Origin of the sequence: Geodermatophilus sp. DSM 45219 (assembly GCF_900104025.1) — a bacterium.
In the GTDB taxonomy this organism is placed as follows: Bacteria; Actinomycetota; Actinomycetes; order Mycobacteriales; family Geodermatophilaceae; genus Geodermatophilus.
The window spans coordinates 71,492-86,030 of record NZ_FNIQ01000006.1 but is presented as its reverse complement, the minus strand read 5'-3'; the positions used below and the strand labels follow the sequence as shown (position 1 = coordinate 86,030).

General features: G+C 77.6%; 15 protein-coding genes and 2 pseudogenes. 8 read left to right on the top strand and 9 right to left on the bottom strand.

From position 1 onward, the window contains the following. Window positions 1–69: 69 nt before the first annotated feature. Window positions 70–495 (bottom strand): SRPBCC family protein, encoded by a 426-nt coding sequence (locus tag BLR12_RS18815; RefSeq protein WP_091381431.1) that lies wholly within the window; start codon window positions 493–495, stop codon window positions 70–72. Continuing rightward, a complete protein-coding gene (locus tag BLR12_RS18810; RefSeq protein WP_091381429.1) occupies window positions 492–803 on the bottom strand; it encodes an ArsR/SmtB family transcription factor in 312 nt (103 codons plus the stop codon). The genes BLR12_RS18815 and BLR12_RS18810 overlap by 4 nt, the downstream gene beginning before the upstream one ends. A gap of 218 nt (window positions 804–1,021) precedes the next feature. Between BLR12_RS18810 and BLR12_RS25715 the strand changes: the two are divergent. Beyond that, window positions 1,022–1,876: pseudogene (locus tag BLR12_RS25715) on the top strand (alpha/beta hydrolase); the annotation flags it as partial. Between the two features lie 254 nt (window positions 1,877–2,130). Here BLR12_RS25715 and BLR12_RS18800 read toward each other — a convergent pair. From BLR12_RS18800 to BLR12_RS18785, 4 genes are all read right to left on the bottom strand, one after another. After that, window positions 2,131–2,334, bottom strand: a complete 204-nt coding sequence (locus BLR12_RS18800; RefSeq protein ID WP_091381426.1) for a zinc-ribbon domain-containing protein — start codon at window positions 2,332–2,334, stop codon at window positions 2,131–2,133. Window positions 2,335–2,401: 67 nt separating this feature from the next. Further along, window positions 2,402–2,830 (bottom strand): hypothetical protein, encoded by a 429-nt coding sequence (locus BLR12_RS18795; protein WP_091381425.1) that lies wholly within the window; start codon window positions 2,828–2,830, stop codon window positions 2,402–2,404. Window positions 2,831–2,885: 55 nt separating this feature from the next. Beyond that, entirely contained in the window at window positions 2,886–3,287 is a 402-nt protein-coding gene (locus BLR12_RS18790) for an MmcQ/YjbR family DNA-binding protein (protein WP_091381423.1), read from the bottom strand. A gap of 90 nt (window positions 3,288–3,377) precedes the next feature. After that, on the bottom strand, window positions 3,378–4,568 hold the full coding sequence (locus BLR12_RS18785) for an MFS transporter (RefSeq protein WP_091381422.1): 1,191 nt from the start codon (window positions 4,566–4,568) through the stop codon (window positions 3,378–3,380). 125 nt (window positions 4,569–4,693) lie between these two features. Here BLR12_RS18785 and BLR12_RS18780 point away from each other — a divergent pair, with 125 nt between their 5' ends. Next, complete coding sequence (locus BLR12_RS18780; RefSeq protein WP_091381420.1) at window positions 4,694–5,761, top strand: LacI family DNA-binding transcriptional regulator; 1,068 nt, start codon at window positions 4,694–4,696, stop codon at window positions 5,759–5,761. A 64-nt stretch (window positions 5,762–5,825) separates the two neighbouring features. Next, window positions 5,826–6,569, top strand: a complete 744-nt coding sequence (locus tag BLR12_RS18775) for an alpha/beta fold hydrolase (RefSeq protein ID WP_091381418.1) — start codon at window positions 5,826–5,828, stop codon at window positions 6,567–6,569. A 53-nt stretch (window positions 6,570–6,622) separates the two neighbouring features. Here BLR12_RS18775 and BLR12_RS18770 read toward each other — a convergent pair. Then, window positions 6,623–7,411 (bottom strand): annotated as a pseudogene (locus BLR12_RS18770) (EamA family transporter); the annotation flags it as partial. A 162-nt stretch (window positions 7,412–7,573) separates the two neighbouring features. Here BLR12_RS18770 and BLR12_RS18765 point away from each other — a divergent pair. After that, complete coding sequence (locus tag BLR12_RS18765; RefSeq protein ID WP_091381416.1) at window positions 7,574–9,013, top strand: MocR-like pyridoxine biosynthesis transcription factor PdxR; 1,440 nt, start codon at window positions 7,574–7,576, stop codon at window positions 9,011–9,013. 72 nt (window positions 9,014–9,085) lie between these two features. Here the strand turns inward: BLR12_RS18765 and BLR12_RS18760 are convergent, their stop codons facing one another. After that, entirely contained in the window at window positions 9,086–9,694 is a 609-nt protein-coding gene (locus BLR12_RS18760; protein ID WP_091381414.1) for a TetR/AcrR family transcriptional regulator, read from the bottom strand. A gap of 21 nt (window positions 9,695–9,715) precedes the next feature. Between BLR12_RS18760 and BLR12_RS18755 the strand changes: the two genes are divergently transcribed. From BLR12_RS18755 to BLR12_RS18740, 4 genes are all read left to right on the top strand, one after another. Next, window positions 9,716–10,921 (top strand): MFS transporter, encoded by a 1,206-nt coding sequence (locus BLR12_RS18755; RefSeq protein WP_091381412.1) that lies wholly within the window; start codon window positions 9,716–9,718, stop codon window positions 10,919–10,921. Further along, a complete protein-coding gene (locus tag BLR12_RS18750) occupies window positions 10,918–11,322 on the top strand; it encodes a GNAT family N-acetyltransferase (RefSeq protein ID WP_218120738.1) in 405 nt (134 codons plus the stop codon). The genes BLR12_RS18755 and BLR12_RS18750 overlap by 4 nt, the downstream gene beginning before the upstream one ends. Continuing rightward, a complete protein-coding gene (locus BLR12_RS18745; protein ID WP_091381410.1) occupies window positions 11,319–11,837 on the top strand; it encodes a GNAT family N-acetyltransferase in 519 nt (172 codons plus the stop codon). The genes BLR12_RS18750 and BLR12_RS18745 overlap by 4 nt, the downstream gene beginning before the upstream one ends. 78 nt (window positions 11,838–11,915) lie before the next feature. Beyond that, the gene (locus tag BLR12_RS18740; RefSeq protein ID WP_218120737.1) at window positions 11,916–12,365 is read left to right on the top strand and encodes a hypothetical protein; all 450 of its coding nucleotides are present in this window, start codon (window positions 11,916–11,918) and stop codon (window positions 12,363–12,365) included. Window positions 12,366–12,390: 25 nt separating this feature from the next. On the opposite strand, the gene BLR12_RS18735 is transcribed toward BLR12_RS18740, so the two are convergent. Next, complete coding sequence (locus BLR12_RS18735) at window positions 12,391–14,436, bottom strand: HNH endonuclease signature motif containing protein (protein ID WP_255363629.1); 2,046 nt, start codon at window positions 14,434–14,436, stop codon at window positions 12,391–12,393. Window positions 14,437–14,539 lie beyond the last annotated feature (103 nt).

Here is a 14,539-nt window from a genome sequence, read left to right as displayed (position 1 = left end):
GGGACGGAGCCGCGCCGGGGTTCTCGACATCCCACGACGACATCTTCGGGCGCAGGATCGCTGCCCGGCTCAGACCCGTGGGTCGGCCGCGACCTCGGCCAGGCGGGGCAGGACGCCGTCACGCCAGCCGGGGCCCATGCGGTCGAGGGCGTCCTGCTCGCGCTTCTGCTGGAGGTCGAAGCCGGTGTGCTCGAGGAGGAGCCGGGTTCCGCTGCCCTCGGGGACCAGCCGCCAGGTGAGCGTCCACGTGGCGTTGAAGGTGTACACCAGGCGCTCCTGCTCGACGACCTCGAGCACCTCGCAGGGCACCTGCCCCCAGCCGGGCATGTCCAGGTGGAACGGGTGCCCGACCCGCGGAGCGATGTCGCCGGGCGCCCACCAGCGCGCGAGCAGCCCCGGGTCGGTGAGGGTCTGCCACACCCGGGCGGGCGCGGCGTCGACGAACTGGTCGACCTCGATGGTGCCCGGCTGGGCGGTCGCACTGGTCTCGGTCACGCGTTCTCCTCGGCGATGTCAGCGAACGAGCGCAGGCGCGCCCGCCAGAAGTGCTCGAAGGGGTGCAGCCAGTCCTCGACCTCGGCGAGTGGCCCGGCCGTGAGGTGGTAGCGCCGCTGGCGGCCCACCTGCTCGTCGCGGACCAGGGCCGCTCGCCGCAGCACCTGCAGGTGCTCGGCGACCGCGGGACGGCTCAGGTCGAACTGCTCGGCGAGGTCGCCGGCGATGCGCGGGCCCTCGGCGAGGATCTGCAGCAGCCGCCGGCGCACCGGATGGGCCAGCGCGAGGAAGACGGCGTCACTCGGCACGAGGGGATGATGCGTCGGCCATCCCCGACATGTCAACTCCTTCCGACGCGTCAGCTCGGCACAGCAGCGGTAGGTGTCGGTTCCATCCGCACCAGCAGCACCTCGGCAGCAGCGGCCCCCCTCGAGGCGGGGCTGCCGTGGACCTGCTGCGACCGACGGACCCGCCACGGGGGCCTCCGTGCAAGGCTCGACTCCCTGGCCGCAGCCGCATGAGATAGGTGTTCACCGTGCCGTTGCACCCGGAGGCCGCCGCCTTCCTCACCCGCCAGCGCCTGGCCGGGGTCCGTCCTGATCACGAGCTGACCGTCGCGCAGGCCCGGGCGAAGGCCGACGTGCCGGCGGACGGTGTCGAGCCGGTGGCGCAGGTCGTGGACACCACGGTGCCGGGACCGGCCGGGCCGATCCCGGTGCGGGTCTACACCCCGGCCGAGCGCCCGCTGGGCACGCTGGTCTACCTGCACGGCGGCGGCCACGTCACCGGCACGATCGACAGCTACGACGGCCTCACCCGCCGCCTGGCCAACCGGACGCCGGCGACGGTGGTCTCGGTGGGGTACCGGCGCGCCCCCGAGCACCGGTGCCCCGCCGCGGTGGACGACGCCGAAGCGGCCTACTGCTGGACGCTGGATCGGGCCGGGGCCCTGGCACCGGAGAGCAGCGGGCGGGTCGCCGTCGCCGGGGACAGCGCCGGCGGCAACAACACCGCCGTGCTCGCCCGCCGGCTGCGCGACGCCGGCGCGCCAGCACCTGTGCTCCAGGTGCTGGTCCACCCGCCCGTCGACGCCGTCGCCTACCGCGACACCAACGCCCACCCCAGCTACTCCCAGTGCGGTCAGGGCTACGGCCTCCGCTACGAGGACGGGCTGTCCTACTGGGACCACTACCTCGGCCCGGAGGGCGATCCCGCTTCCCCGGATGCCTCACCGATGCGCGCCGGCTCCCTGGCCGGGCTGCCCCCGGCCTACGTCCTCACCGTCGAGTACGACGTGCTCCGCGACGAGGGCGAGGCCTACGCCCGGGCACTGCACGCCGCGGGCGTGCCGGTACAGCACCGGCGGTGGGACGGGCACCTGCACGGCTTCCTCGGCGACCCGGCCACCTTCAGCGACGCCGAACCCGCCCTCGCAGACATCGCCGCCGCTCTCCGCGGTGCCTTCACCGCCGATGTCCGGACGGCACCATCGTCCTGCGCCGTCCCCACGGGACACGAGGGGCTGCGCACGGCGAGCGGGCAGACCGAGGCCGTTCACGCGGGCGGGTCCCCGAGGTGGGTGAGGAGCCGCAGCAGTCCGGTGCGGGCTCTCCGGACACCCGCGGCGTCGAGCGCTCAGACCGCGACGGCGGTGCCGCAGATGCCGCAGACCTCGAACCGCCGGCGCTTCCACCGCGCGACCGGGACGAAGAACACCGTGAACTGCGTGAACTCCCGCATCCGCTCCCACCGCGTCGTGTTGTGGCAGCGCGGGCAGGTCCGGGTCTCCCCGGGGCCGAGGTGCTGCTGCTTGGTGCCGAGGCCGAAGAGGAGGAGCACCCGCGCCAGCGTAGGGAGCGGTCCTGGATCCCGCGTCGTGACGCCCCACCCAGACCGCCGCACACGCTCAGCCGATCGGCCCCCGCCGCACGGCCACGGGACGCAGCCAGGGCCACAGGCGCGGAGCCGCTGCGAGCAGCGTCACGGCCAGCACCGTGATCACCGCGTGTCCGGCGCGACCGGCGGTCAGGCCGGAGGCCCCGTCGACCACGTGGTTCGCGTAGCCGTTGGCGACGGCATCGGTGAGCAGGACCGCGCAGCCGAGGACCAGGCCCGCCCGTCGACGCAGCAGCAGGAGCACGGCCGCGACGGGATCCAGCAGGGTCAGTGACACGAAGTAGCCGGCCAGCCACCCCGGCATGGACGGGTACGGGTCGCTGCCACCGAGCACGAGCTGGACGACGTGCACGACCGCGCCGTAGCCGAGCACCGCCGCCGCCGCGAGGGCGAGCCGGCGCTCCGTGGCCGGGACGCCGGCCCACCGTCTCGCCCGCACACAGCTCAGGGTGCCAGCCGCCCGGTCGGCGACGACGTCCGTGGTACCCGTGCCCTCACGGTCGCGGACGGCGGTCGAGCTCGGCCACCAGCGCCACGGGCGCCCGCAGCCTCCACGCGTCCTCCACCAGCTCGGCGAGCTCGTCGGCGGCGATCTGCGCGAGCCGGACGAGCACGGCGGGGTGGCCGTCGAAGTGCGGGGTGGTGAAGTAGACCGCGGGGTCGTCGGCGACCAGCGCGGCCTTCACCCCCTCGTCGGCCACGCGCACGCCGAGCACCGGCTCCGCCTCGTCCGGAGCCGCGTCGGCGAGGGCCTCGCGGTCCGACGGGCGGAGCGGGCGGTCCCACACGAACGCCTTCCCGCGCACCCGCCACGACGGGTGCCCGCCGTAGGAGGGGTGCTCGTCCGTGCCGGGCAGCGCGGCGACCAGGCACCGCACGTCGTCCCAGGTGGCCATGACGGCAGTGTGGCGCCGCACCGCCGCCGGTCATCGGGCCGTGACGCCGGGCGGCGGCCGCGGCGATCGGGCAGGAGGTCGCCGGCCGGCCTACGCGGCGGAGGCGGTCCGCAGCGGCCGGGTGGCCCCGGCGGCCAGCAGGCCCAGCGCGAGGACGACGAGGACGACGAGCAGCGCCTGCAGCACGCCGGTGACCTCGGCGACGAACCCGATCAGCGGGGGCCCGGCGAGGAACGCGGTGTAGGAGATCGAGCTGACCACCGACACCCGGGCGGCGGCGCGGGCCGGGTCGTCGGCCGCCGCACTCATGCCGACCGGGAAGCCGAGCGCGGCGCCGGCGCCCCACAGCACCGCCCCGGCGAGGGCGAGCGGCAGCGCGGGCGCGGTGACGAACAGCAGCAGCCCGAGCACCGCCGTCCCGCCGCCGGCCCGCAGGACGGTCACCCGCCCGAACCGGGCCAGCAGCGTGCCGCCGACCAGCCGGACGGCGGTCATCGCGGCGACGAAGACGGCGAAGCCGACGGCCGCGGTCGCCTCGCCGATGCCGTGCCCGTCGACGAGGGCCACCGCGAGCCAGTCGTTGGCGGTGCCCTCGGTGAAGGCGAAGGCCAGGGTGGAGAAGCCGACCAGGAGCGTGCGCGGCTCCCGCCAGGCGCGCCCGACCCCGGACCCGGCAGCACGCTCCTCCTCCGCCCCGGGCTCGGCGGGCAGGAACGACCGGGTGGCCACCGCGAGCGCGGCCAGGGCGAGGACCGCCGTCAGCACCAGCTGGGCCCCGAGCGGGAAGGCGAGCGCGGCGGCCCCGGCACCCAGCAGCGCACCGGCGACCGTGCCGAGGCTGAACCCGGCGTGCAGCCGCGGCATCAGCGAGCGGCCCAGCCGCTGCTCGACCGCCGCGCCCTCGATGTTCATCGCGACGTCCCAGCTGCCCACGCCCATCCCGACGAGCACGAGCCCGGCCCCGGCGGGCACGACCTGGCCGGAGCCGAGACCGAGGGCCAGCAGCAGCAGGCCGGCGGCGGCCAGCGCCGTGCCGCCCAGCACGCCGCGGGCCGGGCCGATGCGGTGCACGACCGGGCCGGTCAGCGGCAGCGCGACCGTCGAGCCGACGGCGACGCAGAGCAGCAGCAGGCCCAGCCCGGCCGAGGAGAGGTCCAGCGCGTCCCGCGCGGCCGGCACCCGGGAGATCCACGAGGCGAAGGCGAACCCGTTGACGACGAAGGCCACGGCGACGGCCACCCTCGCCCGCTCGAGGTGGGCGGGGGGAGAGGTCGGGCGCACTCCGGGTCCTTCCGTCGGGGGATGCGCCCGTCACCTTATCGAATCGATTCGACTACCGTCGTCCGCGCCTTGGACGTACCGTCCGATGCCCCCGACCACGATCCCGGCCCGCGGAGGACCCGCACGTGAGCGACCGGAGCCGCCCCACGCTGGCCACCGTGGCCGCCCGGGCCGCGGTGGCGCCGTCCACGGCGTCGCTGGTCTTCGCCGGGTCCGACCGGGTCGCGCCGGCGACCCGGGACCGGGTGCTGGCCGCGGCCGCCGACCTGGGCTACGCCGGCCCGGACCCGGTCGCCCGCTCGCTGCGCTCCCGGCGCAGCGGCGTCGTCGGCGCGGTGATCGGCGACCGGCTGGCCCATGCCTTCAGCGACCCGGTGTCGGTGCAGCTGCTCGACGGCGTGACCGAGGTGCTCAGCCCGCTGGGTGTGGGCCTGCTGCTGCTCCCCGGGGACGCCGACCGGCACGGCCCGACGCTGGCCCAGCTGGCCCACGTCCCGCTCGACGCGGTCGTCTACGCGACCTGCGGGCTGGAGGACGACCCGGCCCTGGTGCACCTGCAGCGCCGCGGGGTGCCCGTCGTGGCCGTCGACGGACCGTGCGTCGACGACGTCGTCTTCGTCGGCATCCCGGACCGTCGGGGCACCGCCGAGCTCGCCGGCCACCTCGCCGACCTGGGGCACCGCCGGGTCGCGGTCGTGACGCTGCCGCTGCGCCTGGACGGCACCCGTGGGCTCGTCGGAGCCGCCCGCCGGGCAGGGACGCACCACCGCACCGTGCGCGAGCGGACCCTCGGGGTCGAGGACACCTTCGGCCCGGTGCCCGCGTGGGAGACGGCGGCCAACGCGGTCGAGGAGGGCGAGCGCGCGGGGCGGCAGCTGCTCGACGTCCCGGCGGGCGGGCGGCCCACCGCGGTCGTCGCGCAGAGCGACGTCCTCGCCGCGGGCGTCCTGCGCGCCGCGGACTCGCTGGGGCTGCGCGTCCCGGAGGACGTCAGCGTGGCCGGCTTCGACGGTGCGGAGCTGCCGTGGCTGCCGCCGGTGCGGCTGACCACGGTCGTCCAGCCGACCACCGAGAAGGGCCGCGTGGTCGGCCGGGCGGTCACCGACCTGGTGGCGGGCCGGCGTCCGGACGACGTGGTGCTCGACGTCCACCTCTCGGTCGGCACGACCACCGGCCCGCCGCCCCCTTCCTGAGGGCGACTCCGGAGCGCCCGTCGCTGCCCGCCGCCCGACCCGGACCCGCAGAGGAGACCGCCCGATGACACCCACCGTTCTCGTCCACGGCAACCCGGAGACGCCGGCGCTGTGGGACCCGCTCGTCGTCCACCTGCAGCGGGACGTCGTCCGGCCGGCGCCGCCCGGCTTCGGCGCGCCCCTGCCCGCGGGCTTCGGGGCGACGGTCCCCGAGTACCGCGACTGGCTGGTCGGCGAGCTGGAGCGGCTCGGCGAGCCGGTCGACTTGGTCGGCCACGACTGGGGCGGTGTGCACGTGGTCGCCGTCGCGATGGCGCGGCCGGACCTGCTGCGCAGCTGGGTCAGCGACGCGGTCGGCGTCTTCGACGAGGACTACCGCTGGCACGACCTCGCCGAGCAGTGGCAGCAGCCCGGCGTCGGCGAGGAGTCGATCGCGCAGCTGCTGGGCGGGAGTGCCGCCGACAAGGCCGCGCGGCTGGTCTCGTTCGGCTTCCCGCCGGCCACCGCCGAGCAGGTGGCCGCCGGGCAGGACGACGACATGGGCCGGGCCGTCCTGGCGCTGTACCGCTCGGCCGCCCAGCCGGTGATGGCGGAGGCGGGCCGGTCGCTGGAGGCCGCGGCCGCCCGTCCCGGTCTCGCCCTGCTCGCCTCGGAGGACGCCTTCGTCGGCACGGACGCCCAGCGCCGCCGCGCCGCCGGGCGGGCCGGTGCCCGCGTCGAGGTGCTCGACGGCCTCGGGCACTGGTGGATGGTGCAGGACCCGCAGCGCTCCGCGGCCGTCCTCGAGCGGTTCTGGGCCGGTCTCTGACCCCTCACCGCGGCGGCTGCCGGTCGGCGTCCCGCCAGGCCGAGGACGAGCCCGGCGGCCACGACCACGATGCCCAGCCAGACCGCCGGCGCGGGGACCGGCCCGCCGAGCAGCACGCCGGTGCCCGCGGCGGCCACGGGGGCCAGGCCGGTGAGCAGGCCGGCCCGCCCGGCGCCGAGCCGGGTGACCGTCGAGTACCAGAGCACGAACGCGACGGCGGTGACCGCGACCGCCAGGTAGCCGGCCGCCAGCAGGTCCGGCACCCGCAGGCCCGCGGCGGCTGCGGGGCCGTCGGTGGCGACCCCGAGCACCGCGAAGACCACGGCCGCGAGCCAGGTGGTGTGCACCGACACGCCCCACGGCCCGTGCCGGCCCAGCACCGGGACGGCGAGCAGCGTGAAGGCCGCCTCGCCGGCGAGCACGACCAGCGCCCAGGCCAGCCCGGTCCCGTCGGTGCGGCCCAATCCCTGCACCAGGACGGCGCCGACGGTCACGACCACCGCGGCCGCGAGGACGACGGGGCGCGGCCGGCGCCCCTCCAGCGCCGGGCCCACCACGGCCAGGACGACGGGCACGCACGCGACGGCCACCCCCAGCACCGCGGGCTCGGCGTGGTCGGCGCCGCGGACCAGCGCCACGTTGAACACCACGAGACCGGCGACGGCCACGCCGGTCAGCCACAGCCACTCGACGCCGCGCGGCCGCACCAGCCGGCGCCCTGAGACGCGGGCGAGCAGCACGAGCAGCAGGCAGGCGACGGCGTAGCGCAGCGCCTGCGTGGTCGACAGAGGCGCGTCGGCGAGCAGCCCGGACACCGCGACGCTGCCGCCGACGAACGCCATCGCCACCGCTCCGGGCAGTGCGGCCCGCACGGCCGGCGCCGTCGGGACGGGCGGCGGCGCGAGCTCCGGGGACTTGACCACGGGTCCAGCCTGGGAGCGGACCGGTCCTGCGGGCAGGTCCGATCGGGAGACATCCGGGTGGACCAATCGAGGAGCAGGGCGATGACGCGCGACGGGGCGGACTTCCTCCAGCTGCACCGCCGGGACGCACCCCGCGGGGGGCTGACCGCGTGGCTCGTGGGCGCCGTGCGCACCGCCGTCGCGGACGGCCGGCTGGCCGCGGGCACCGCGCTGCCCCCGACCCGGACGCTGGCCCGGGAGCTCGGGGTGTCCCGCGGCGTCGTCGTCGAGGCCTACCGGCGGCTCACCGACGAGGCGGTCGTGGTGAGCCGCGTCGGCGCCGGCACGGTGGTCGCCCCGCAGCCGGGGACGCCGGAGGCCGTCGTCCCCCGGCCGGCGGACGACGCCGGGACGACGGGACCGCTGCTGCCGGCGCGGGCCCCCGCCGGTGTCGACCTCGACCTCTCCCCCGGCATCCCGGACCTGTCGGCGTTCCCCCGCGCCGCCTGGTTACGGGCCGAGCGCGCCGTGCTGGCCACCGCGACCGCGGCCGACCTCGGCTACGGCGACCCGCGCGGGAGCGCGCGGCTGCGCGCCGTGCTGGCGGCGTGGCTGGCCCGCACCCGCGGGCTGCGCGCGGGTGCCGACGAGATCGTGGTGGTGGCCGGCGTGGCCCAGTCGCTGGCCCTGCTGGCGCAGGTCGTGCGCGCGCGGGGCGAGCGGGCCGTCGCGATCGAGGACCCGGGGTCGCGCGGCGCCCGGGACGCGCTGGCGCACTGGGGGCTGGCGGTGCCGCCGGTCCCGGTGGACGACGACGGCGTGCGGGTCGCCGACCTGGCCGCCACGGGTGCCCGGACGGTGCTGCTCACCCCAGCGCACCAGTTCCCGACCGGCGTGGTCCTCGCGCCGGACCGCCGCCGGGAGCTGCTGGCCTGGGCGCGGTCGGCGGACGGCCTGGTGGTCGAGGACGACTACGACGCCGAGCACCGCTACGACCGGGCGCCGGTGCCGGCGCTGCACGCGAGCGCACCCGGGCACGTCGCCCACACCGGCAGCACCTCGAAGACGCTGGCGCCGGGCATGCGCATCGGCTGGCTGATCCCGCCGCCGGCCCTGCTCGCCGAGGTCGTGGCCGCCAAGCACGCCAACGACCTGGGCAGCCCGGTGCTGCCGCAGCTGGTGCTCGCCGAGCTGCTGGCCGGCGGGGCCTACGACCGGCACCTGCGCCTGGTGCGCACCCGCCAGCGGGCCCGCCGCGACGCGGTGGTCGGCGCCGTCCGCGAGCACCTGCCCACCGCGCGCATCGGCGGTGCGGCCGCCGGGCTGCACCTGGTGATCGGCTTCCCGGACGACGACCGCGACGACGCCGAGCTGGCCGCGCGGGCCCGCGACGCCGGCGTCCTGGTGCACCCGCTGTCGCTGCACCGGCAGCGTCCCGGGCCGCCCGGTCTGGTGCTGGGCTACGCCGCGCACACACCCGACCGGCTCGCCGACGCCGTCCGGCGGCTGGGCCGCGCCCTCGCCGGCCAGCTCGCCCGGTGACCGAAGGGCCGGCACTCCCGCTGCTCATCCCGCCGCGCCTGGTGCTGCGGCCCCGCTGAGCCGGGCCCCGCGTCAGGACCGGGCGGGGAGGCGGGCCGCCAGGAGGTCTGCCGCGAGGCCCCGGGCCCTCGCCAGCGGGTCGCCCTGCGCGAGGTCGGCGACGGTGGCGTCCCTCGCCCACCGCGCGAGGGCGCCGTCGTAGAGCAGCAGCAGTGCGGCCGCCAGGTCCTCGGCGTCGGCGTCGTCCAGGCCCGCGGCGGTCGCCAGCTCGCGCAGCCGGCCGGCGAGCAGGTGCGAGTCGGCGTCCAGCCACGCCCGCGCCGGGTGCCCGGCCGGCAGCTCGGTGGCCGCGGCGAGGAAGGCGCACCCCCGCCGGCTGCCCTCGCGGGCGCGGTACAGCGCCAGGGCGTCGAAGACCGACAGCAGCCGCTCGGCGGGGTCGGTCCGCCCGTCGAGCACCTCGTCCCACGTCTGCACCCACACCCGGTGGCGCCGCTCCAGGTAGGCCGCGACGAGCGCGTCCTTGCCCGGGAAGTGCGCGTACAGCGTGGACGGCGAGACGCCGGCGCGGGCCAGGACGGCGTCCACCCCCGTCGCGGCGATGCCCTGCTCGTAGAACAGCTCCCCGGCCGCGGCCAGCAGTCGCTCGCGCGCCGGCCGGGTCGCGGATCCGGTGGTCACGGGCCTAGCGTAACGAGCGTTATGGCGAAACGATCGTTACAGCAGACCCGGTTCCTGGTGCCGGCCGGGGTGGCCGTCATCGGGGCGACCTACGGCCTGGCCCGCTACGGGTACGGACTGTCGCTGCCGGAGTTCCGGGCGGCCTTCGGGCTGTCCACCGCGGCGGCCGGCGGGATCGCTGCCGGCAGCCTGCTCGCCTACTGCCTGACCGCGCTCGTCGCCGGGCGGCTGGTGGCCCGCGGGCGGGCGCGCGGCGTGCTCTGGCTGGCCGGGGGCACCGCCGCCCTCGGCTCGGTCGTCGTGGCGGCGGCGTGGTCGTGGCAGGCGCTGGCCGTCGGGGTCCTGGTCGCCGGCGGCGGCGCCGGCTTCGCCACCCCGGCGCTGGTCGAGGCGGTCCGGGCGACCGTTCCTCCGCGGGCCGAGCCGCGGGCCCAGGGCGTGGTCAACAGCGGGACCGGAGCCGGCGTCGTCCTCGGCGGGCTGGTCGTGCTGACCGCGCCGGCCGCGTGGCGGTGGGCGTGGGCGGGTTTCGCCGCCGTGGCGCTGCTCGTGACGTGGTGGGCCGACCGCTGCGCGATGTGGCCGACGGGAGCCCGCACGCCGCCGCCGGCGGATCGACCCGGCGTCCTGCCCGCGCTGCGGCGTCCGCTGCTCGCGGCCGTCGTCGCCGGGGCCGGCTCGGCGTCGGTGTGGACCTTCGGCCGCGACCTGCTGACGCAGGCCGGCGTGTCCGCGGGGGTCAGCTCGCTGCTGTGGTGCCTGCTCGGAGCCGCCGGGCTGGCCGGCGGGCTCAGCGGCCACCTGGTCGGCCGGGTCGGCGTGCGGCTCGCCTGGCCGGTCACCGCCGTGGCCGCCGCCGTCGCGGTGGTGCTGCTCGCGGCGGCACCGGGTGCACTGCCGGCCGCGGCGCTGTCGCTCGGGCTCTTCGGCGCGGCCTTCGTGGGGCTCAGCGGTGTCCTCATCGCGTGGGCGGCCGAGGCGGTGCCGCAAGCCCCGGGTCAGGCGACCGCCGTGGTGTTCACCGGGCTGACGGCGGGGCAGGCGGCCGGGGCCGTCGTCCTCGGGGCGGTCGCTGACGTCACCGGCGTCCTCCCCGCGTTCCTCCTCGCGGCCGGACTGCTCGCGCTGGCCGCCGCGGCGACGCTCCGGCCCTGCGCGCCGCCGGAGCCGCGCCGGGAGATGCTGACCCGGGTCGACGACGTGCGGCAGCGAGGAGGTGGCCGGTGAACGTGCCCGTGGTCACCGAGATGTGGGCCGCGGCAGGCAGCCAGGTGGTGCCCGAGGCCGAGTCTCGGGCGGCTCTCGAGCACGGCCCCGGGTTGCTGCTCGTGGCCGAGGCCCGGGGCGCGCGCGTCGTCGGGGTGGTGCTCGGGACCTTCGACGGCCGGCGCGGCTGGGTCCACCGGCTCGCCGTCTCCCCCGGGCACCGCCGCGCCGGCCTGGCCACCGCGCTGGTCGCCGAGCTGGAGGAACGCTTCCGGTCGCTCGGGGCTCCGCGCATCGACCTGCTGGTGCTGCCGGACAACGCCGCGGGCCTGGCCTCCTGGCAGCGGCTCGGTCACCTGCCGTGTCCGGACGTCCTCTGCTCCGAGCCCCTGGACGACGTCGCCCCCACGGTGTCGGGGTGAGCGGCATCGACGTGCGTCTGGTGCGCGGCACCGACGACGACCTGGCGCTCGTCGCGCCGCTGTGGCGGTCGATGGTCGAGCACCACCGGCAGGTCGCCGGGGACGGGCTGCCGGTCCGCGGCGCCGACGACGCGTGGACGATGCGGCGCCTGGAGTACCGGGCGTGGCTGGACGACGGCAGCGGCGCGCTCCTGCTCGCCTTCGCGGATGGCGCGGGAGCACCGGCCGGCTACGCGTTCTGCCGCCTCGTCCGGTCCGGCCCGACCTTCGACTTCGGCGAGACCCGCGGCGAGGTGGAGTCCCTGATGGTCGCCCCGCACGCGCGGGGCGGCGGTGTGGGGACGGCGCTGTTGGAAGAGTGCCGGCGGCACCTGCGCAGCCGCGGCTGCAGGCACTGGACCGTCAGCGTGATGGCGGCCAACGACGGCGCGGTGCAGCTGTACCGGCGGGCCGGCTTCCGCCCGTGGCTGCTGGAGCTGGCCGCTCCGCTGGACGACGCTGCCGGCCCCCGCTGAGCCGGGAGCCCGGATCCTCCCGGGGCCGGCGACCCCGGCGTCCACGCTGCGAGGACGGCGGGCGGGAGACTGCACACCGTGACCGACGAGGGATGGACGACGACCGAGGAGATCGCGGCCGCGCGGCAGCGGATGGAGGACGCGATCGAGGGCTACGAGCGTCCGGCTGCCTACGCGCTGGGGCTGACCGACGGACCCGGTGCCGGGGCCGCGGACGTCTTCCCCCGGATCAACCGGGGCGAGAACTTCCTCCCTGCGGTCGTGCTGGCGACCGTGTGCGGGCACGTGCGCGGCACGGCGACGTACCTGCTCGACGAGCGGCAGCTGCAGGAGGCCATCGACCTGCTGGCGCCGGCCGAGGCGTGCACCGAGTACGACCACCCCAACCTCGCGGTGTGGCGGCAGATCCGCACTGCGTCGACCGACCGGCCGGACGCCCAGGTGGTGGCGGTGTTCCTCGGCGACCTGCAGCCGACGTCGACCGCCGGACCGTACGAGCAGTTGCTGCGGAACGCCCTCGACAGCTGACCACCGAGATCGGTCGTCTGCCTGGTCAGTAGGGCGGGGGTTCGGTGACGGCGGTCAGTCCGGTGGGGGTGGTGACGGTCAGGGTGCCGTCGGGGCCCAGGGTGTGGGTCCAGCCGGGGGCCTGGTGTTTGCCGCGGTGGTCCCCGGTGCAGTAGCCGGCCAGGTTCGCCGCACTGGTCGGCCCGCCGGCGGCGTGCGGGCGGGCGTGGTCCAGCTCCCCGGCCCAGGTGACCGGGCGGCGGCAGCCGGGGAACCGGCAGCGCCGGTCCCGCGCCCGCACGTGGCGGTCCAGCGCCGCGCCCGGCCGGTAGGCGCCGGTGGGGCCGGCGCCGCGCAGCCCCGGACGCCCGGTCAGGTCGTGGCCGCAGGCATCGGGGGCGCGGCGGCAGGCGGCGGCGCCGCAGTGCCCGGCGCGGCGCAGCGCGGGCAGGTCGGTCAGGGTGCGGAAGGCGCCGGTGACCGCGTCGGCGAGCACGATCCGCGGCCGGTCGGCCAGCCCACCCCCGGCGGTGGCGGCCAGCAGCTCGGCCAGCGCCTGGCGCTGCCCGTCGGCGGCCGCCGCCAGCGCGGTGAGGGCGTCGGGGGCGGCGTCCACCCGCCCGCCGGGGCCGGCCCGCCAGCCGGCCTCCTGCGCGGCCGCCGCGGCCTGCGCGGTGCGCACGCTGCGCCGGGCGTGCCCGAGGGCCAGCCCGGCGGCGTGCACCGCCGCGCCGGCGTCCTCGACCGCCCGGTCCGCGGCCGCCCACCAGCCATCGGCCGGACACCGTTCGGGCGGTGTCCCCGAACCCGACGCCGGCGGCTGGATGTCCGGCGCTCCGCCGGGATCACCCCGCCGCTCCCGGCCGTCTGCTCCATCGGGAGGGAGGGCGTCGGGGTCGAGGGGGTCGGGGTCGAGGGCGCCTGCGGTGTCCGTCCAGCGCTGCCCGGACAGGTCCTCCGGCGGCCAGTCGGGCTCCTCCAGCCCGCCGGCCAGCAGCCGGGCCTCCACCTGATCCCACCAGGCGCCCAGCTCGGCCTGCTCGGCCTCCTGCCAGGCCACCCCGGCGGGCTGGCCGGCCTCGGCCGGGTCGGCCGCGTCGGCCGCGTCGGCCGCGTCGGCCAGCGCCCGCGCCTCGTGATCGGGCAGCACCACGCCTCGGCCGGCCAGGCCGTGCACCAGCTGGCGGACCATCTCCGCGGGGATCAGCTGCCCGTCCACCTCACCGGGGGCGTCCCCGCCCAGCAGCGTGCCCATCGACGCCACCACACCGAGCAGCACCCGCACCGGCGGCAGCTCGGTCTCACCCGGGCGCAGCACCAGGTCCACCAGCGCGTCGACCATCCGCTGCCCCCGCGTCCGCCGCGCACCGCCGTCCTCGTCGGCCAGCGCGTCGGCGTAGCTGCTCAGCGCCGCGTGCAGCGCCCGCGCCTCCGGCATGGTGCACACCACGGTGACCGCGGCCATCCCCTCGGCCCGCTCCGGCCGCAGGTACACCCCACGCTCCTGAATTGCCTTGGCCAGCCGCCGCGCCGCCGCCGCGGCGTCCCGCCGGGCCACCACCCGCCGCGCCTTGTCCCCCAGCTGCGCCGGGCTGGTCACCCGGTTCCGCCGGGCCAGCCACGCCAGCAGGTCGGCCTCGATCTCCGCCCGCAACCCCGCATCGGCGACCGGGGCGACCTTGTCGATCAGGTGCCACAGGTGCCCGCGGTGCACCACCCCGCGCTCGAGGGCCGCCAGGGTCCCCGGCAGCCGGTGCACCAGGGTCAGCGACTCGGACAGCAGCGCCTCGGCGGCCTGCTGGGTCAGGTTCACCGCGATCGCCAGCTCCGCCGTCGCCCACTCACTGACCGCCCGCAACACCTCCGCCCGGGCCGCCCACCGCTCCGCGGACATCGCACCCCGCTCCCCCTGCTGACGGTCCACCGACGCCGGCCGCGAGGCGGCGAACGCCGCCACCGCCCGCGCCTGCACCGCCGTCAACCGCGCGATCTCCCGGGCGGCGGCCTGCACCGCGCCCAGCGGTCCGGACGCCCACCCCACCGTGGGCGCCACGACAGCACCGAGAGTGCTGGTCTGCGCCCCGTCGTCCACGTGTTCGATCATATGTTCGAACGACGGCGAAGGCAAGACGAAAGCGCAGCTCAGCCGAGTGCTGGCCGGGTGCCCCCCCGCCGCTCTGCAACGTGGCGTGAGC

Bases quoted from the DNA above. Each gene is read 5' to 3' on its own strand.
- BLR12_RS18790 (WP_091381423.1), bottom strand. From the start codon at position 3,287: ATGGCCACCTGGGACGACGTGCGGTGCCTGGTCGCCGCGCTGCCCGGC.
- BLR12_RS18775 (WP_091381418.1), top strand. From the start codon at position 5,826: ATGACACCCACCGTTCTCGTCCACGGCAACCCGGAGACGCCGGCGCTG.
- BLR12_RS18765 (WP_091381416.1), top strand. From the start codon at position 7,574: ATGACGCGCGACGGGGCGGACTTCCTCCAGCTGCACCGCCGGGACGCA.
- BLR12_RS18755 (WP_091381412.1), top strand. From the start codon at position 9,716: ATGGCGAAACGATCGTTACAGCAGACCCGGTTCCTGGTGCCGGCCGGG.